The following is an 18,803-nucleotide window of genomic DNA, read 5'->3' on the forward strand; positions in this document are numbered from 1 at the left end:
TGCCCGGTTGCATCGCAAGACCTTGTGCTATTCCAAGTCCGTAGAAATGCTGAAGCACTCGATTCGCTTGCTACTACACTACCTCAAATTTGGTGATGTGCCCGTCCCGCAGTAAATCATATTTCTATTCAGCAACGCCGAATATTAAAGGTCGGTTGGTTTTTGGGTACTTCTGCCATCGTATTTGCCTCAAGTCGTTGAGTTTGCTCTAGCCACTGATTGAGCCACTCTGGCGGAAACATAGGAGACAGAGCGGGTTGGGTGTTTGCTTGCCCATGCAAATTAGCCAGAAGGCATTCCCATTGGATGGTAATGTCAGAAAGTATTTCACGCAGTTGATTAGCGGCGGGGGTGCGATCGCTCCGATATTCCCCTTCCAGCAGCGACCAGTAAAGCCCTTCGGCAATCTGTACCAGATGTTGACTGGTTAACCTCTGGCTGGCAACCTGCTGTAAAGCTTCTGCCAGGTTGAGCAGTACTGGATGGGGAGTGGGCGGAATCTGGCGGGTTTTTACCATTGTTTGAATTCTCTTCCAATTGTTAGGACTTGAGTAACCGGATAAAGCCAGCCTGTTCAAAGTGGTGATCCGTTGTCAGTGCCTCCTGAAGACCTATTTGCTGCATAACGACAAATGAGGCGCAATCTACCAGCGACCATGACTTGTCAGGTCTGTTTTTGCAGAGATTCCAGGCGGCTGCGTCAGTGGCTTCATCAAGATGGATGATTTGCACGTAGGAAGCGGATTTGATGGTATCGACAATTTGAAACAGTTTGCTCCGAGGCACACGTAACGGGCGATGAAGTAAGGCAACCAGTTCGGCAATGATGTAATTGGTGGTAACCAGCGATCGCCCTTGCAACCGAGCACGGGCAAAACATTGGGTTGCCAGTCCATGTTGGGGTTCCGCTTCAACCAATAAGCAAGACCAGCCAGAGGTATCTGCAAAGAGATTACTCGGCACCGCGTAACTCCTCGTAAAGAGCTTGACCAATGTAGTAATCGTGGTTATCAGCTACATCTTTGATGTCGGTTTTAATCGAGCCAAACAGTTGCACAAGCGGATCATCCTGGTCTAGTTCCAGTTGAGTCACTGACTGCTCCAGGGATTGGAGTATCAGGCTTTCCAGGGAGACGTTGAGTTTTTTAGCCTGGGCGTTTAGTTTAAGCTCTAAATCTTCTGGGAGCTGAATTGTGAGTGCTTTAGCCATTTTTCATCTCTCCTTCAATGGAGTTTAATTTTGACTCTCGTATAAGTTTGTTAGTAGCTGGTCAAGTCAGATTTTTTAAGCAGTTTGGGAGTTAAATAGTCCGGAAGGTTTTCCAAATGAATGGCATTACGACCAAATTGATAAGCAGCTTCATATCCGTTGCCATCCGTACCTCTGCCGCCAAGTCCATCATAGAAACCGATCGCGAATTGAATGGCAGCGGTATCACCAACGGCATCCTGCATCCCAATCACGTAGGGGATCTGCTGGACAATTGCATGGGCTTGTATGTCAGAGTAGCAAGCATTCAGCACAACACATTCAATCTGATTAGCGAACAGGGCGAACAGATCAGCTAGGGCTTCTGTGCTAACTGGTTTCGACTGTCCCGCTTGATCTTCCAGAAGCAATCCTCCTGCACCGATCCCATGCCCACAGAAGTGAACGATTTGGGGTTGAACGTCTAATAATGCGCGGCGCAAATCGTTAGCCCGGACTGCCCATTTTGGCTCTAACTTGAACTGGTCGCGTTTTTGAGAGCGCTTTAATGCTTGTTCAATTTCACGCACTTCTTTGTCCAGTCGAAGCCGCGCCATATCCACAGGACTGGATGCCAGAACCAAAATCGTTTTCACAACTGGATTAGAAGGCTTATCCTCCTCCTCAAAGTTTTTGGGATTAAACTCCTCCCCAGATTGCATGGAAATTAGATGCTGCTCACCTACTTGATTCCCATGAATGTTTACCTTACCAGTATTGACATTTCCAACTGAATCAAAGTTGTAAATATTGTTGATGATCTGCGCTCCTTTACCCACAGTACTTGACATCCCATCCCCTTCCTCTACTGCCGACTGAGCAATTTCGTAGTTGTAGAACCTACAACGCTTTTGGATAGATGTTATCGAGAAACTAAGGCAAGATGTTGGACATGTTTGTTGTAAATTCCACAGAGTTGGAATTAGAGATGGTTCACCCATCCTTCCAATTGCCTCAGCTATTCTTTCACGGATATGCATATCTCGATGGTTCAAAGTATTGGCTAATTCCTGTATAGCAACTTCACCCCCAATTTTTTCTAATGCCTCTACAGCACTCCAACAGACAAAATAGTCATCATCCCTTAAACCTTTGATCAAAGATGGAACCGCATGTTCTGAAGAAATTTTGCCTAGTGCTTCAGCAGCTTTGCAACGAACAAAAGAGTCTTGATCATCCAAAACCTTAACTAATTTTAGTTCTGTGTCTTGGTAGCCGATTTCTCCTAATGCCTCTGCTGCTCTCCAACGAGTACTTGAATCTTTATTTTCTAATGCTTCAAGTAACACTGTAACAGCATCTTTATCATTAATTGTGCCTAATACTTTAATAGCACTCCAACGAACGGGAGCACTTTCATCCTTAGTTGCTTTACAAAGACACTGAATAACTCTTTTATTGCTGCTACTACTTTTTCCTAAAACTTCAACAGCACTCCAACGAAGCAAAGGGTTTTGATCTTCTAATGCCCTGATCCCCTCTAAAATTAGAAAGCTACTATCGAGTTTTTCTAAAGCTTCAGCAAATTCTAACCAGATATCAAGATTTTTACTTTGTAAAATATCAAGCATTTCTATAACACTTTCATCTTCTGTTAATTCTTTTATCACCTCATTTGCTGTAGCTCGAATATTAGGAACTGAACTCTTCGAAGCTTCCAGTAATTCTGGGATAGCAATTTTACTGCCGAGCTTTCCTAATGTATAAGCAGCTTTCCACCGAACATCAGAATTTGAGTTTTTCAATACTCTAAAGAGTCCTGGCATAGCAGATTGGCTTCCAATTTTTTCTAGAGAATAAGCTGCTCTCCAGCGTATGCTAGGTTCTTCATCTTCTAATGCTTTAACGAGTTCTGGAATAGCAGCCTCACTGCCAAATTCTCCTAGCCAATAAGCAGCATTCCAACGAACACCTATATCTCGATCATTTAATGCTTTTAGTAACCCTGGAACAACAGATATATTGCCAGATTTTCCTAGCCAATAGGAAGTGATTTCACGGACGAAATTATTCTGATGATCTAATAATTCAAGTAGTTCTACTATTACGGTTTCCTTAGAAAGGATTTCTAAAATTCTTGGGTAAGCGTCAGCTTCTTCGTCGTTTAATTTTTCAGTTAAATTAGGAACCTTTGCCAGGTTGGTAATATATTTCAGTTCATGAATAGCATTTTTATTTGCAGATTTTGAGTACTTTATTCCTTGTTTTATTTCTGATTGAAAAATCTCATTTTCTGCAAATAAAAGTGGATTTTTTTCTTCTGATTTTTTTACTCTAATATAACCTGCAATCCACCCACTATTTCCGATTTTACTCAAAGCTTTGGCAGCTTTATCAGCAATATCATTATTTGGATCTTCCAACAACTTCAGTAGCTCTTCGATGGCACCATCACTACCAATTCTTTCTAACGCATCTACAGCCTTTTTACGCAAATCTAGCTCTGGTTGCTCTAGGGATTTTTGAACTTCTGGAATTGCATGACTAGAAGAAGTAGCTCCTAAAATTTCAATTCTTAGTAACTGTGGTATTGCAGATCGAGTTATTAAGTTTATAGATTGTTTTTGGATCTGATTTTTAACCTTTCCTGATAATCTTGCTCCTAGCATTAGATCAATTCTTAGAGCCAAATCAACTAACTTCAATCCTTGAATTTCATCATCTAGGAGTCCCGCCATAAGAGAGATTACTTCGGTCCACTTCAAATAATTCAAGTAATCCTGTTGGAACTTAGCACTGCTTGTTTCATCTTTAAGAAAGTCAAGAAGCTTTTGTAGCAGTGCTTCAGCCCCATAGTATTCCTGAAACAGTTGATGGTGAAACTCGATCTCATCAGGGTCACTGGCGAGCTGAAGCAGGTGATGTTCCACCAGATCTTCCAGCCATTCCTTTGCAGCTTGAGCCGGAGCCGCCACACGACCTGTAAGGTAAGTCTCCAGGATAGTTTCAGCCTGCGTTTTGGGAATGGTTAACCAGGAAGGCGTGGGTTTAAGCGGATCGGTGTGCGGTGCTCCCTGGATCATGATAAACGCGAGATGCTGGAGCAGCTCCGGAGCAAACCGACGTGAGTCTTCCGAAACCCTTCCCCGCAAAGGTTTAAATGCCTCATAGCGGCGGGCAAATTCCTGACGAAACAGTTCCCCGCGATTTTGAGGAATCTGCCCATCTTTGCTCTGTGCCACTACCTCACAAAGCATTTGCAACAATAAAGGGGTTTCTGCCAGTTCCCGTAATCGCCCCCGAAGCTGTCTTAGCAGGTTATCCGCCTGTTCTGGCAGCCGCTTCTGGATAAAGTCCCGCATCTGGGGTTCGGTCAGCGGTACCATTTCCAGCTTTTTCTCAATCCCCAGGTCTGCTCCCACTCCCAGTTCCCGCGTAGTGATGATCGATCGAGTAGCCTGGAAGTCCTCATCCCGCCGAAACTCATCCAGTGCAGTCCAGGCATCCGTTGACGGCAATTCATTCAAACCATCGAACAACAACAGCACTCGGTTTTGAAACAACAGATCTTCAATGTCTTCCCGACTCAATCGTAGTCTTCGCAGTGATTTCTGAATCCACCCCAATACATCACCGCTGCGGCAGTCGCGTAATTCGATGAGAACGGGGAGGGGTGATGGAGTGATGGGATGGTGGGGTGATGGGGTGAACTCAAGACATTTCTGGGCTTCTTCCCACAGCAAACGGCGTAGTGCGGTTGATTTGCCGGAACCGGGTTTTCCGACCAGCAAAACATGATGGTGCTCCTGCACCGCCTTCCGTAATCCAGTCAACACTTCAAAGCGTTCTCGTACCTGTTTCTGGGGCTGGCGTTGAGCGGTTGGGGCATCTTTGTTTTCAGCGATCGCCTGCACCTTCAAGGGCAACTCCACCTGTGTTGGCGTGTAGCGATCGCCCCAGTCTTGATTAGAAGGATGGGGCAGCGATCGCAAATAATCCTGAAAATCTGGAGTGGTCATCCAAAATTTCTGGCAGGCAGGTTATTTCGATAATAGGCGCTGATCAACTCCTTCGTCAGCCTGACTCTTCCTATGGTCAAGACCTGGTTTCTGGCTCAACCTATTTCAGTTCAACTCAATTGCCCTTCAGAAACCAGGGATCTGGGGGCGATCGCACACCCGTTACGTCAAAATCGTGCCGCCCATTAGTTTTTGGTAACGATACTCCAGTTCCTCTTTCATCAATTCCCAGCAGTTTAAGGTTTCATCCCTGGCAATCACCTTTTCCGCTGCCTGCCGTGCCAGTTCCAGCACTTCCTGGTCTTCTACTAAGCTTGCCAGGGCAAAGTCCGGTAGTCCCGACTGGCGGGTGCCCAATACCTCGCCGGGACCCCGAAAGCGCAGATCCATTTCTGAGATAAAGAAGCCATCCTGGGACTGCTCCAGTACCTTCAAGCGCTGGCGGGCGGCTTCGGTTTTGGAACTGTTCATTAGCAGACAGAAGGACTGAGAGCCTCCCCGCCCCACCCGTCCCCGTAACTGGTGCAGTTGGGAAAGTCCAAACCGTTCAGCGTGTTCAATCAGCATCACCGTGGCATTGGGCACATCCACCCCCACTTCCACCACTGTTGTAGATACGAGAATTTGCGTTTCGTTCTGGCGGAAGCGGTTAATCGCATCCTCCTTGTCAGCCGAGGTCATGCGTCCGTGCAACAAACCCACTGCAAATTCGGGAAACACCCGCTCCTTGAGTTCCTCATATTCGTCGATCGCCGACTTCAGATCCAGCTTTTCCGACTCTTCCACCAGAGGCAACACCACATACACCTGCCGCCCCTGGGCAATCTCGCGCCGGATCAGGTCATACGCCTGCATCCGCTCCCGTCCCAGCAACATGGTGGTTTGAATCGGTTTGCGTCCGGGGGGTAGTTCATCAATCTGGCTCACATCCAGGTCGCCGTGGAGAGTCAGCGCCAGGGTGCGGGGAATGGGAGTCGCGGTCATCGTCAGCACATGGGGATTTTGTCCCTTCTGCTGGAGCCGTGCCCGTTGCTGCACCCCAAACCGATGCTGTTCATCAATCACGACCAACCCCAACCGCTGAAAATTGACCGAATCCTGAATTAGGGCATGGGTGCCTATCAATAACGGCAATTCGCCTGTCTCAAGCTGGGCATGGATTTCTCGTCGCTTAGCCGCTTTGGTGGAGCCAGTCAACAGTTCAACCGGCAGATGTAGCAGGTTGAACCACTGCACCATTTTGTGATAATGCTGTTCTGCCAAAACCTCCGTAGGAGCCATCAGAGCAGTCTGGTAGCCCGATTGAATGGCAGCCAGACAGGCAATCACCGCCACCACGGTTTTACCAGAGCCGACATCGCCCTGCACCAGGCGATTCATGGGAGTTGGCTTTTGTAAATCGTTCAGAATATCGTTGACCACTCGTTCCTGGGCATTGGTGAGGCGGAAGGGAAGAATGTCGTAAAACTGGTCAATCAGTTGTCCGGTGGGAGCCAGAACTGCCCCTGCCTGGATTTGCTGCTGGGTTTTGCGGCGTTTGAGCAAACCCAGTTGGAGGTAGAAGAACTCGTCAAACACCAGGCGATGGCGGGCAGTTGCCACGGCATTGGCATCGGGGGGAAAGTGAATGTGGGCGATCGCGTCCTGAATCCCCACCAGTCCATAGGTCTCCCGCAACCCATCGGGCAGGGGTTCCTGAATTTGCTGCACCGCTGGCAGGGCAGAAGTCACCGCCCGCCTGACCAGATCCGCTGGGACACCTTCTGTCAGGGGATAAATGGGCACCACCCGCCCGACTTTAAGAGAATCGATCGAGTCTTCTTCGTGTTCCAACACCTCAATTTCCGGGTCTTCCAGGGTCACGCCATATTTACTGCGTTTGACCAGCCCAGAGGCGGCGATCGTCGCTCCCGGTAAATAAACTCGCCGTTGCTGCTCCTGCCATGCCCGACTGCTATAGCGATTTCCCGGATAGAAGCGGCTCAGCTTAATTTGACCCGTATAGTCCCGAATCACCAGTTCCAGGATGGTCAGCTTGGGGTTGCGGGGACTGGTGAAACAGTTACAGCGTTTGACTTTGGCAATCAGGGTCACGGTTTCCCCTTCTACCAGACTCCGAATATCGACCTGACGGGCATAGTCAATATGGTCGCGGGGGTAGTAGAAGAGTAAATCCCGCACGGTCAACAGTCCTAGCTTCGCCAACCGTTCCGAGTTTTTGGGACCAATTTTGGGTAAATAGGTGAGGGGTTGGTCGAGCTTAGGAAGAGAGGAGAGAGGGGTGTTCGCCTTTGGCATTCCCGTAGGGTGGGAAGAGGGGTGGGGGGAAAGGGGGGAAGCCTTTGGGGTTTTTGAAGGAGAGGGATTTTTCCTATCCTCCTCTCTCCCTGTCCCCCCCTCTCCCCGTCTGCCTGTCTCGTTACTTTCCCATGATCGCTTCATCTGATGCAAAAATCGGCGGGTATCAGCGACCAGATGTTGGCGTTGGGCGAAGGTGAGTTCGGAGTAGGTGGTGAACCGAGTACCGAGTTCTTGCCAGTAGTGTTGATCCTTGATGGCAAACTTTTGGGGTGGTTGGCTGAGGGAAAGGCTGAGAAATTCGCTGAAGCGATGCTGGTTGCCTTCCAGATCATTAAAGCCCCGGTCGGCTTCTACGGAGAGTGCTTTTTGCAGGCGAATCCAGTCCGGTGGGGTGGAGGTGTCCGGTGGGGGGTGGGGGCTGCCGCCGCGATCGTCAGCCGCAGGGGTAGGGGGCAGGGGAGATGGTTGCAAGTTAAGCTCCTCTACTCTTCTGTCCAACTGGCTCGCCAGGCTGCCTGTGCTTCCGCGATCGCCCGTTCTTGTTGTTTTTTCTGATACTCCCGTCCCAGGGATTTGAGTTGTGCCAGCAGTCCTCGAATTCGGTTACGGGCAGAGTTAACCGCCGGATCTGCAAATTCAATTTCGGCAAGCCGCAGGTGAATCGCCACAATATGCATGACGGTGTGACCTTTCAGTTCTTCGTCCTCTTTGCCTGCTGAATCGTTACGCACTGCCTCAACCAGCAGATTCATTAAGTTGGGGGTGCGTCCGCCAATTTCAGACATATCGGCTTTGGCAGCGGCTTCCAGAATCGGTTCTGGAAGTTTTGATGGCAGGATGCTTGCCTGTTGTAGCAGGCGATTTGCTGCATGAGAAGCCGTTCCTAGCTCCTGGGCGATCGCCTCTTCCAGATCTTGCTGCCACTGAGCCAGATGCACAGGCGTGAGTGGGGGTTTCTCTGATGGGGTTGGGTGATTGGTTAGTTCAGAAGCATCGCTGGCAGGGGGTAGCTCGGCAGTGTGCCAGGTAAAATCGGGCAAAATGGGAGGTTCTGGCTCGGCGGGAACCACGGGAGGATGGAGTTGAGCCAGTAATTCTTCCTGGGTCTGGTCTGCCAGTCTGCGTAGGGTCTGTTGCAGTTCGTAGCGCTGGTTATATCCCAGCTTCAGGAAGCGATCGGGATAACCCTGGGTGCAGACATGGTAGCTGGCAAGAATTAGCTGCTGCCGGACTGATTTACCCAGGAGCGTCAGGTAGTCTGAGTAGGCATTGTGAAACTCATGGGCAAGGGTGGCGATCGCCTCATGCATTGCTGCCAAATCTTTCTCTATCCGCTCCACTGTGATCCTATCCATACTTGAATCGACTGCCAGAGATGATTCTATCCCCAGGATAGCGGTTTGAGCCTCTGGGTTTAGTCTGAAGCCAAATTGGCATCATTTGTGCAAGCCATCTTGGCGACCTAGACTGACAAAGCCAAAGCTGACAAAGCACTAGAATTTAGATACCGTACTGCTCGGAATTTCTATGGCTGCAACGCTGCTGATCCCCCCACTGAAATTATTCATCTTTCGGGAATTAGCTGGCAGACCTATGAAAGGCTGCTGGAAGAACTGGGCGATCGCCAGAATTGGGGAAAGGAATTTACGGCAATCGTCGAGTAAATCGGCTACAGCAGTTCAAAAAGCGTTCAGGAATCTCAGGCGTGGCTCCCCAGTGAAGATGAATGTAGGAGGCGTGAAGGTGCGGCAGGTGCCAGCCTTCAAAAGTCTCCCCGGCTCCCCATCTCCCCGGCTCCCCGCCCCGTGTACCCTGCACCCTGTAAAGTGGAACATCCGGCTCCTGGCTCAGATGGGAGCGGTGAAATTCATGGCCATTGATGGGGGTCCCCTTGGGAAACAGAATGCTGTCCTGGCAGGCGATCGCCTGCCGATAGCCTAAGGTGAGGCGTTTTCCCATCATGGCAGTGGGGGGTAATATGCCGACCATTGGGTGCGATCGCCCCTCGAAATCGACAATTTGCTGACAGAGGTACATCAATCCACCGCATTCGGCGTAGGTTGGTATGCCTGCTTGAATGGCAACGCGAACGGATTGACGAACAGATTCATTGGCACTGAGTTGTTCTGCAAACATTTCCGGGAAACCCCCACCCAGATAAAGCCCCTGGACCCCTTTCGGCAATTCCTTATCAGCTAAAGGACTCCAGGGAATGAGTGTGCCGCCCAGACGTTCTAACAGGTCCAGGTTGTCCTGGTAATAGAAGCTAAAAGCAGCATCCTGGGCGATCGCGATGGGCACCCTCTCTAAAACCTCGGAGGTTTGCGGGACCTCCGAGGTCTGGGCAGTCTCTAGCAGGGGCATCAACTTTGCCCAGTCAAAGCTGGTTTTGCCTAACTCTGCCAGTTGTTCAATTAAGGGATTCAAATGATTCAGTTCAGCGGTGGGGACAAGCCCCAGGTGGCGATCGGGAATGGTGATATTGTCCTGGCGGCGCAGAACTCCCAGAATCGGGACGTTAAGGGGTTCCAGGGCAGATTTCAGGAGAGCGAGGTGGCGATCGCTGCCGATCCGGTTCAGCACGACTCCAGCGAACTGAAGCCGGGGATCAAAGGAACGGTAGCCATGCACCAGAGCCGCGATGGAATGGGACATACGGCTACAGTCCACAACCAGTAAAACTGGGAGACTGAGCAGACGGGCAATATGGGCAGTACTGGCATAGTCTTCCTGACCTGCCGCTCCATCAAATAGACCCATGACCCCTTCCACCAACCCATGCGTGACCTCCTGGAGGTTCAAAGCAAAACACTGGCGAATGTACGCTTCTGAGGTCAATACGGGATCCAGATTGCGGCAGGGTCGTCCCGTTACATAGCCATGAAACATCGGGTCAATGTAATCGGGTCCAACCTTAAAGGATTGAACCTTAAGACCAATTTTCTGCAAATAGGAAAGAATTGCCAGGGTAATGGTGGTTTTACCCACCCCACTCCGCTCTCCGGCAATGACTAAAGTCATGGATTGACTGCTATACCCCTATAGATTGAGATCCCCGGAATCTTAAAGATTCCGGGGATCTCAATCTACATGACGATCAATTAACATTTCAACTTCAGGACTTTGACAGCAACCGCAAGGCTTTCCTCATACAGCACCTCCCGCCCCCAGCGCTGCAACTGCTGGCTGAGCAGAAATTCGGCTTTCTGATCGTTAATGGCAGTTACCATTTCAGTCCGGGCAGCCTGGGCACTGCCGCCTGCCTCCAGACGCATACAACCCGTGGTTTCAGAACACAGAATGGTGTTGCAATTTGCCTGGGGATTGGTCGATGCCAGACGCAAGCCAATCAAATCTCCCACAATTTCGCCCGCATCAGCGGTTGGGGTGGCTGCCAGTTCAGCCACAATCTCGCGCTGATGGGATCCGGTAAACTTGATATGCTTCAGGTCATAGTCACCACCGGTTTCCAGGTATGAAATGGGTTCCCAGTTCAGGCGACTGGCAAGCCAGCCCAAAAACATCAGCGCCTGGGCATCGTTTCCTTTCTCGTAATCAATCACAACCCGATCCACTTCGCCAATGTCTGCCCGCCGCTCTGGTGGATCAAAGGTTTCGGCGGTCAACTCCTGCCAGGGTAACAATCGGTGCCAGTTGAGGTCAGCCACGGAAATGTCGCGATCGATCAACTCCTGAATCTTGAGAAATTCTGACTGGGGATCACTGAAGTAGCTGGAGTCCATAATGATGCAGTGGCAAGCCTCAACCACCTTCTTGAACAATTCTTGCTCAGGGTTGGGGGTCGCCTTCCACCAAAGAAACTTGGGCAGATTCTGGATAAACAGAGAGGCGGTCAGGTCTCCAACCCGGTTAAGTGCATCCTTAGTACCCCGCAACGTGATGTACTCGGAGCAGATCAGGTTGTCGCCAGAAACTTTCTGCACCGGGCAGAATGCCGACACCTCCGCCTTGACCCCTTTATCTTCTCCCAGGGTGGGGCAGAGGGTAATGATGCGGCGGGGATTGAGGGCGGCGATCGCATCATTGACATTAAACCCACGCAAGTTAGGGTTCGGGATTTGCATCTTCTCCGGGGGTAGCTTTGTCACCTCCTGCCTTAACCGGGCTAAGGTTTCAGGATCCACCCGACCTGTAATAGACAAGCCATAGGTTCTCTGCGCCTCATGAACCGCCGCCTTAGTTAAGGGTCCATGAATACCATCGACAGGTCCGTCATAAAAGCCCAGAATTGCCAATAGTTGCTGAAACTCTTCCGGCTCATAGATGACCATGCAAAATGTTGACGCTCTGGTTGCAATCAGAGCCGCGTCACTCACACTCTGACTGTTCCAAATAGAGTTCAACTCCTCCTCAATTTCATGAAGCGAAATATCCTTCGGTTGTTGGAGTGCAACGGCAGAAGTTGTAATCATAGATTTGCTGTCTCACTTGTTTAGTGGTTGGGTTCCGTTACCAATTCTTAATTACCCTTTTAGCCTTCAGCTTACCCTTCGGAAACGGCAAGCCGTAGAGCCTTCAGCCTTTCAATCACAGCCTGCGCCACTTGCGACCATCCCGATTTAATAGTAATTCAGCTTCAACAGGCCCCCACGTTCCCGCCTCGTAAAGCGGAATCGTATCACGAGGAGCCGGGGCGTCCCACACTTGCAGCAGGGGAGTTAAAATTTTCCAGGAAGCTTCGACCTCATCACCGCGTGTAAACAGGGTTTGATCTCCTAACATACAGTCAACCAGTAGACGGGCATAGGCATCGGTATTGGGTTGACCAAAAGCACTGTCATAGCGGAAGTCCATATCCACTGGACGGGTGCGGAGAGAGTTACCCGGTGTTTTCACATCAAACCGAAGAGAAATGCCCTCATCTGGCTGAATTCTGAGCGCCAGAACATTTGGGTTCAACTGCTGGGCAGCAGACTGAAACATCATGAATGGAACTTCTTTAAATTGGATGGCAATTTCCGATACTTTCTTTGGCATCCGTTTACCCGTCCGCATGTAGATGGGAACGCCTTTCCAGCGCCAGTTGTCTACATATAGCTTGAGAGCGGCGTAGGTGGGGGTTGTAGAATCGGCAGCCGCTCCCTCTTCTTCCCGATAACCGGGAATCGTATTTCCTTTCATCCAACCGGCGGTGTATTGCCCACGGGTAGAGGTTTTGACCAAATCTTCCACATCTGCCAGTCGGGTAGCTTGTAGCACCTTCACTTTCTCACCCCGAATACTGTCAGCATCCAGGGAATTAGGGGCTTCCATCGCCGTTAGGGAGAATAACTGCATCAGATGGTTTTGCACCATGTCGCGCAGGGCACCGGAGGTTTCGTAATAGCCTGCCCGTCCCTCCAAACCAACCGTCTCAGCTACAGTAATTTGAATGTGATCGACAAACTGGCGATTCCACAATGGCTCAAAAATGGCGTTAGCAAATCGAAATACCATCAGGTTCTGAACCGTTTCCTTGCCCAGGTAGTGGTCAATCCGATAGACCTGCCGTTCGTCACAGGCTTTACGAACCACCCGATTGAGTGCCTGGGCAGAGTTCAGATCCCGCCCAAACGGTTTTTCGATCACCAAACGATGCTTTTTGGGATTGTCGATCATGCCGGCTGCCCCAAGCTGAAGAATCGCCTCAGAGAAGAACTTGGGCGCAACGGACAGGTAAAACACCCGATTACCACGGGTTCCCCGCTGCTCATCCAGGGTAGCCAAAAAGTTTTTCAGCTTCTGGTAGCTATCGGGATCATCCATGTCAGCAGAGCAGTAGTATAGCCCTCTGGCAAACTCCTTCCAGACCGCTTCGGACCCCAAGCCACTACCAAACTGTTCAACGCCTTCCCGCATGTGTTCCCGGAAATAATCATGGGACCAGTCGCGGCGGGCAACCCCTACAATGGTCAACTCTGGGGGCAGGCGGCGTTCCCGCTTCATCTGGTAAAGGGCGGGAACCAATTTGCGCTGGGTCAGGTCACCCGATGCGCCGAAAATGACCAGAATTTGCGGTTCTGGAATGCGGTCTTGCTGTAAACCAACGCGAAGGGGGTTTTCGAGGAGTGCGACCATAGGGGGAGAGGTGTAAGGGGTGAGGGGGAGCAGAGGGGAGGGGGAGGAGTTGAGAGTTTGGAGTTTGGAGTTGAGGGAGTAGAGGGAGTAGAGGTTAAGAGTTGAAAATGACCAATAACTACTGACCCCTGACTAACAACCAACAACTCCTCCCTCCCTAAACGGCTGCAAGCTGACTGGCTTTATTCTCCAGAGACTTCATTAAAGAGTTGAAGGGCTGGATGAATTTGTCGATACCTTCGTCCAGGAGTTTGTCCATGACCTGATCCAGATCAACGTCGATGTCGGGATCTTTGAGGCTCTCGATCAGTTGATAGGCAGAATCGACATCGGTCTCGATCCGATTTGCGACATCGCAATGATCGAAGCACGCTTCAATCGTAGACGGTGGCAGGGTATTGACTGTATCAGGACCTACCAATTCGTCTACGTACATGACATCGCTGTAGTCAGGATTTTTGGTGCTGGTACTCGCCCAGAGCAGGCGTTGAACGTTGGCACCTTTGTCAGCCAGGGCTTTCCAGCGATCGCTCTGGATAATCTTTTTATATTCCTGATAGGCGATTTTAGCGTTGGCGATCGCCACTTTTCCTTCAATAAACTTCAGCTTTTCAGCAATTTCAGGGGAATCGGTACCTTTAATCCTCGTCTCAAGCTGGTCATCAATCATGATGTCAATTCGGCTGAGGAAGAAGCTAGCAACGGAGGAAATTTTGTTAATCGCTTCACCCTGCGCCACCCGTTTCTCTAAGCCACGAATATACGCCCAGGCGCTTTCAACATAGCTTTGGACTGAGAACAGAAGGGTGATGTTGACGTTGATCCCCTCGCTAATTGCTTGCTCAACCGCAGGCAGTCCTTCTGGGGTGCCAGGGATTTTGATCATCACGTTGGGGCGACCAATTTCCCGATAATAGCGACGGGCTTCATTGATGGTAGATTCCGTATCGCGGGCAATATTGGGTGGCACTTCAATGCTGATGTAACCATCCAAACCACCCGTCTCCTCATAGATCGGGCGGAAAATGTCGCAGGCATGCCGAATGTCATCAAAGATGAGGGATTCATAGATCTCCAGAAGTGGCTTACCTGCTTTGATCCCCGCTTCGATATCGGCATCGTACATCTGATTACCGGCGATCGCCTTCTCAAAAATCGCCGGATTTGAGGTAATTCCTCTCAGCCCCCGTGTTTCAATCATCTTCTGTAGTTCACCCGATTGAATCAGGTCACGGGTCAAGTTATCCATCCAGATACTCTGACCAAGGGAGGCGATTTCTTGTAAATGATTAGCAGTCATTGCGTATACTCCAAACGGTGAAAAATCAGGGGGTAAGGGGGCGGTCAGTGGTCAGTGGTCAAGTGTGGACTCCCACCTGCCAACTCGCACTCTGAACTCTCAACTTTGAATTGACTCCCCTACCCTCTCCCTCCATATCTAACGCGGTGCTGGAACTTTTTCCTCCTTCTCTCGTACTCGTTCCTGAATAAAAGATTCAACCAGGGCAACATCTTCCTGACTGCCTATGACTAAAGGTGTACGGGCATGGATTTTGTCGGGGATGACATCTAGAATCTCCTGGGTGCCGGTGCTGGCACGTCCGCCTGCCTGCTCTATCAGGAAACCTAGTGGTGCCGTTTCGTAGAGCAGCCGTAGTTTGCCTTCGGGTTGCTTTAAGGTGCCAGGGTAGAGGAAGACCCCCCCCTGGTACAGGATGCGGTGAATGTCGCCAACCAGGGCACCACTGTATCGGGCGGTGTAGCCTTCGTGGCGGTGAACGTAGCGGGTATAGTCACGGATGGATTCATCCCACTGCCAGAAGTTTCCTTCGTTGACGCTGTAGATAGGTCCATGTTTTGGGATCTGAATATTTTCATCGGAGAGAATAAACTCGCCGAGACTGGGATCCAGGGTAAAAGCATGAACGCCGCGACCGATGGAATAAACCAGCATCGTGCTGGGTCCATAAAGGATATAGCCCGCAGCAATTTGCTTACGCCCGTTCTGAAGCAGATCGCTAGCAGTGCCGTCCTTATCTTCCCCTTCCTGCTGGCGGATAGAAAAAATAGAACCCACATTCAGGTTAATGTCTACGTTGGAGGAACCATCAATCGGGTCATATAGTAGGGTGTAGCGCCCAATAGGACAGTTCTCCGGGATGTAGTAAGGCTTTTCCATTTCCTCGGAGGCAAGGCGGCAAACTAAACCGCTTTGCTTGAAAACAGAGATAAAGACCTCATTGGCGTAAATATCCATTTTTTTAACGGACTCGCCCTGAACATTCGTTTCACCTGTAAAACCCAGTGCCCCTTCCATCAGTCCAGCATGGCTGAGGCGGCGGGCAATCAGTTTACCTGCCAGGGCAATCCGGTTCATCAAGGCACTCAGGTCTTGCGCATCAGGACCGAAGTTTTGCAATTGCTGGAGAACGTGGCGAGACAGCGTCGTGCAGTCCCGATCCAGTGAAAATTGGTAGTCTAGAGGTTGGTAGGCATCAACCATCGTTTCATCCTCCCCGTTTGTGTAGGGTTGACCTGCTTTTTTCCAGGTTACTGATGCCTGAATTAGCTAACTCCTATCTTAGGGAGGCAATTTAGAAATGGGGTTTAACTTTAGGTGAACTAAAGAAACAGAACTAGGTGGTGCTGAATAGCCGTATGAATTGAAACTTCGTTCCAATTCATACAACTCTCAATTCATACCCAAAATCAGCAACGCCCAGAATTAATAGCAGCGGGGGTCAGGTAAGGTTGCTTTTTCAGGTTCTCTGGGAAACCAGGCGGCAGTACGTTTGCAAAGCTGAACCAACATCAACATCACCGGCACTTCGATTAAAACCCCAACCACAGTAGCCAGGGCAGCCCCAGAGTTTAACCCAAACAACACAACCGCAGTCGCGATCGCCACTTCAAAATGATTACTTGCCCCAATCAGTGCTGCCGGAGCGGCATCTTCATAGGACAGATTGAGCTTTAATGCGGCGACATAGGTAATGACAAAAATGAAATTGGTTTGGATGAACAGGGGCACTGCAATCAGCAAAATGTGAAGGGGATTGGTGACAATCAACTCGCCCTTAAAGGCAAATAGCAGTACTAACGTTAGGAGCAACGCGGCGATCGCCACTGGAGTCAGGTATTTGAGAAACCGGGATTCAAACCACTCTCGCCCTTTATAGGTCAAAATCCAGTAGCGTGAATACATCCCAGCGATTAAGGGCAACCCCACGTAAATCAGGACGGAGAGGGCGATCGTCTGCCAGGGCACGATTAAATCGTTGGCTGCCAGAAGCCACCTGCCCAAAGGAGCATACAAGAACAGCATCGCCAGCGAATTCACCGCTACCATGACTAATGTGTGCCCCTGATTGCCGTAGGAAAGGTAGCCCCACATCAACACCATTGCCGTACAGGGAGCAATCCCCAGCAAAATTGTCCCTGCAATGTAGGAGTTTGCCAGGGCAATTTCGGTGCCACGGATGATTTCGGTGCCCGTCATCAAGGGGCGAAACAACCAACCCAAAAAGAACTGGGCAAACACCACCATTGTGAACGGTTTAATCAACCAGTTCACAACCAGAGTCAAAACCACAGGTTTAGGAGTCCGAAAGGCTTTCTTTGCCTGAGTGAAATCGATTTTGACCATGATGGGATACATCATGAAAAACAGGCAAACTGCAATGGGAATTGACACCTGATAGAAGCTCATGGCATCCAGGGTGGTAGCAATCCCTGGAAATAGCCGCCCCAGCAAAATGCCTGCCCCAATACACAGAAATACCCATAGGGTCAGGTAACGTTCAAAGAAGCTGAGTTTGCCCCCAGCCTGAACCGCCTTCCGATTGAGATTAACGGGATGGTTCATTTAGTCTCCGCCCTCTGCTTTCCATGCGATCGCCTTAGATGGTTTAGGATTGGGCAATTTAAGTGAAACGATGCCCGCGGCAAGCACCAGGAAAGTGGCTGTCCACAAGCAACCGACAATCCCAAACCACTGATAAACTAGACCGGATAAAACCGTTCCTAGCAGTCGTCCGGCTGAGTTTGCCATATAGTAAAAGCCAACATTTAGCGCCACCTTATCGTCGTCGGTAAATGCCAGCACCAGGTAGGAATGAACCGCAGAGTTAAAGGCGAACACAACGCCAAAGATCATTAGCCCAATAATAATCACAGCGTTAGGAGATGCCCCAGATTGAAGCGCGATCGCGATCGCGGCTGGAACGGCTGTTAATGTAAACGTCCAAAACTGAATTGTATTGGCATTGGGTGGACGACCAGAGCCAAACCGTTTTAGCAACATCGGAGCCAGCGACTGCACAATTCCGTAGCCAATCACCCAGATTGCCAGGAATCCGCCCACCTCATAAAAAGACCAGCCCAACGGACCCCGCAAAAACACCGGCAGACCCACGACAAACCAGACATCCCTAGAGCCAAACAGAAAGAAGCGAGCAGCCGACAGAATATTGATTTCTCGACTCTTGGAAAAAAGTTGGTTAAATTTCACCTTGGTTTTGATTTTACCCATGCCCTTCGGTAGCAACAGCCCAGTAAACATGATGGCAAATAACCCAATTGCCATCATCCACAGGGCGGGCACAAACCCAACCGTTTCCAGCAATACCGCACCCACAAAAAAGCCAACCCCCTTCAATGCATTCTTAGAGCCGGTTAAAATTGCCACCCATTTGAACAAGGAAGACTGAGCATCCTGCGGTACGACAAGCCGAATGGCACTCTTGGTACTCATCTTGGTCAAATCTTTGGCAATCCCCGAAAATGCCTGTGACACCATGACGTAACCTACAGCTATCCACTGTGCCCAGTCTCGATTCAGGAATGAGAGCATAACCAGCGCAAAGATTTGCAGCCCAATTCCGGCATAGAGGGTTACTTTCAGCCCCATTTGAGAACCAATCCAACCACCCAAAAAGTTGGTGACGATGCCAAAGATTTCGTAGAACAGAAACAGCATTGCCACTTCTAATGGGCTGTAGCCGATTTCGTAGAAATACAGTAGCACCAGCATCCGCAGGGCACCGTCTGTAAGGGTGAACCCCCAGTAGGCGAGGGTCACGAGGATGTAATTTCTCAGATTGGCTTTAGAGGCGCTTTTGGTAGCCATAAGAGGGGGGAGGGAGAGGGGTTGTTGGTTGGTAGTCAGTAGTCATTGGTCATTGGTCAGTAGTCATTGGTCATTGGTCATTGGTATT

At 50.0% G+C, this 18,803-nt stretch carries 13 protein-coding genes and 1 pseudogene; 1 reads left to right on the forward strand and 13 read right to left on the reverse strand.

What is annotated here, in order from left to right:
• Positions 1-115 (forward strand): annotated as a pseudogene (locus AC1S52_RS26775) (IS1 family transposase); the annotation flags it as partial.
• Between the two features lie 13 nt (positions 116-128).
• Here AC1S52_RS26775 and AC1S52_RS26780 read toward each other — a convergent pair.
• The 13 genes from AC1S52_RS26780 to arsJ form a co-directional block, all read right to left on the reverse strand.
• Positions 129-518: a hypothetical protein gene (locus AC1S52_RS26780; RefSeq protein ID WP_482032096.1), complete on the reverse strand. Its 390-nt coding sequence runs from the start codon at positions 516-518 to the stop codon at positions 129-131.
• 22 nt (positions 519-540) lie between these two features.
• The gene (locus tag AC1S52_RS26785) at positions 541-963 is read right to left on the reverse strand and encodes a type II toxin-antitoxin system VapC family toxin (RefSeq protein ID WP_482032097.1); all 423 of its coding nucleotides are present in this window, start codon (positions 961-963) and stop codon (positions 541-543) included.
• Positions 953-1,210 (reverse strand): hypothetical protein, encoded by a 258-nt coding sequence (locus AC1S52_RS26790; protein ID WP_482032098.1) that lies wholly within the window; start codon positions 1,208-1,210, stop codon positions 953-955. The genes AC1S52_RS26785 and AC1S52_RS26790 overlap by 11 nt, the downstream gene beginning before the upstream one ends.
• Positions 1,211-1,260: 50 nt before the next feature.
• Positions 1,261-5,208, reverse strand: coding sequence for a HEAT repeat domain-containing protein (locus tag AC1S52_RS26795; RefSeq protein WP_482032099.1), 3,948 nt, complete (start codon positions 5,206-5,208; stop codon positions 1,261-1,263).
• A gap of 162 nt (positions 5,209-5,370) precedes the next feature.
• Positions 5,371-7,980 (reverse strand): ATP-dependent DNA helicase RecG, encoded by a 2,610-nt coding sequence (recG, locus tag AC1S52_RS26800; RefSeq protein ID WP_482032100.1) that lies wholly within the window; start codon positions 7,978-7,980, stop codon positions 5,371-5,373.
• A gap of 11 nt (positions 7,981-7,991) precedes the next feature.
• The gene (locus AC1S52_RS26805) at positions 7,992-8,864 is read right to left on the reverse strand and encodes a hypothetical protein (protein WP_482032101.1); all 873 of its coding nucleotides are present in this window, start codon (positions 8,862-8,864) and stop codon (positions 7,992-7,994) included.
• A gap of 289 nt (positions 8,865-9,153) precedes the next feature.
• Complete coding sequence (locus AC1S52_RS26810; protein ID WP_482032102.1) at positions 9,154-10,530, reverse strand: cobyrinic acid a,c-diamide synthase CobB; 1,377 nt, start codon at positions 10,528-10,530, stop codon at positions 9,154-9,156.
• Positions 10,531-10,610: 80 nt separating this feature from the next.
• Entirely contained in the window at positions 10,611-11,942 is a 1,332-nt protein-coding gene (gene opcA, locus AC1S52_RS26815) for a glucose-6-phosphate dehydrogenase assembly protein OpcA (protein ID WP_482032103.1), read from the reverse strand.
• A 115-nt stretch (positions 11,943-12,057) separates the two neighbouring features.
• On the reverse strand, positions 12,058-13,587 hold the full coding sequence (gene zwf, locus AC1S52_RS26820) for a glucose-6-phosphate dehydrogenase (protein WP_482032104.1): 1,530 nt from the start codon (positions 13,585-13,587) through the stop codon (positions 12,058-12,060).
• A 157-nt stretch (positions 13,588-13,744) separates the two neighbouring features.
• Positions 13,745-14,887, reverse strand: a complete 1,143-nt coding sequence (gene tal / locus AC1S52_RS26825) for a transaldolase (RefSeq protein WP_482032105.1) — start codon at positions 14,885-14,887, stop codon at positions 13,745-13,747.
• Between the two features lie 138 nt (positions 14,888-15,025).
• The gene (gene fbp / locus AC1S52_RS26830) at positions 15,026-16,090 is read right to left on the reverse strand and encodes a class 1 fructose-bisphosphatase (protein ID WP_482032106.1); all 1,065 of its coding nucleotides are present in this window, start codon (positions 16,088-16,090) and stop codon (positions 15,026-15,028) included.
• Between the two features lie 222 nt (positions 16,091-16,312).
• Positions 16,313-17,452 (reverse strand): ACR3 family arsenite efflux transporter, encoded by a 1,140-nt coding sequence (gene arsB, locus AC1S52_RS26835; RefSeq protein ID WP_482032107.1) that lies wholly within the window; start codon positions 17,450-17,452, stop codon positions 16,313-16,315.
• Positions 17,453-18,715 carry an organoarsenical effux MFS transporter ArsJ gene (gene arsJ, locus AC1S52_RS26840; RefSeq protein ID WP_482032108.1) on the reverse strand — a complete coding sequence of 421 codons (1,263 nt, stop codon included), beginning with the start codon at positions 18,713-18,715 and terminating at the stop codon, positions 17,453-17,455.
• Between the last annotated feature and the right edge of the window lie 88 nt (positions 18,716-18,803).

It is taken from the genome of Kovacikia sp. CALU 1929, from assembly GCF_056784235.1.

What these genes read in the sequence shown, in the direction of transcription:
- AC1S52_RS26810 (WP_482032102.1), bottom strand. Translation starts at nt 10,530, where the DNA reads ATGACTTTAGTCATTGCCGGAGAGCGGAGTGGGGTGGGTAAAACCACC.
- tal (WP_482032105.1), bottom strand. Translation starts at nt 14,887, where the DNA reads ATGACTGCTAATCATTTACAAGAAATCGCCTCCCTTGGTCAGAGTATC.
- AC1S52_RS26790 (WP_482032098.1), bottom strand. Translation starts at nt 1,210, where the DNA reads ATGGCTAAAGCACTCACAATTCAGCTCCCAGAAGATTTAGAGCTTAAA.
- AC1S52_RS26805 (WP_482032101.1), bottom strand. Translation starts at nt 8,864, where the DNA reads ATGGATAGGATCACAGTGGAGCGGATAGAGAAAGATTTGGCAGCAATG.
- AC1S52_RS26780 (WP_482032096.1), bottom strand. Translation starts at nt 518, where the DNA reads ATGGTAAAAACCCGCCAGATTCCGCCCACTCCCCATCCAGTACTGCTC.
- zwf (WP_482032104.1), bottom strand. Translation starts at nt 13,587, where the DNA reads ATGGTCGCACTCCTCGAAAACCCCCTTCGCGTTGGTTTACAGCAAGAC.
- opcA (WP_482032103.1), bottom strand. Translation starts at nt 11,942, where the DNA reads ATGATTACAACTTCTGCCGTTGCACTCCAACAACCGAAGGATATTTCG.
- fbp (WP_482032106.1), bottom strand. Translation starts at nt 16,090, where the DNA reads ATGGTTGATGCCTACCAACCTCTAGACTACCAATTTTCACTGGATCGG.
- AC1S52_RS26795 (WP_482032099.1), bottom strand. Translation starts at nt 5,208, where the DNA reads ATGACCACTCCAGATTTTCAGGATTATTTGCGATCGCTGCCCCATCCT.
- arsJ (WP_482032108.1), bottom strand. Translation starts at nt 18,715, where the DNA reads ATGGCTACCAAAAGCGCCTCTAAAGCCAATCTGAGAAATTACATCCTC.
- arsB (WP_482032107.1), bottom strand. Translation starts at nt 17,452, where the DNA reads ATGAACCATCCCGTTAATCTCAATCGGAAGGCGGTTCAGGCTGGGGGC.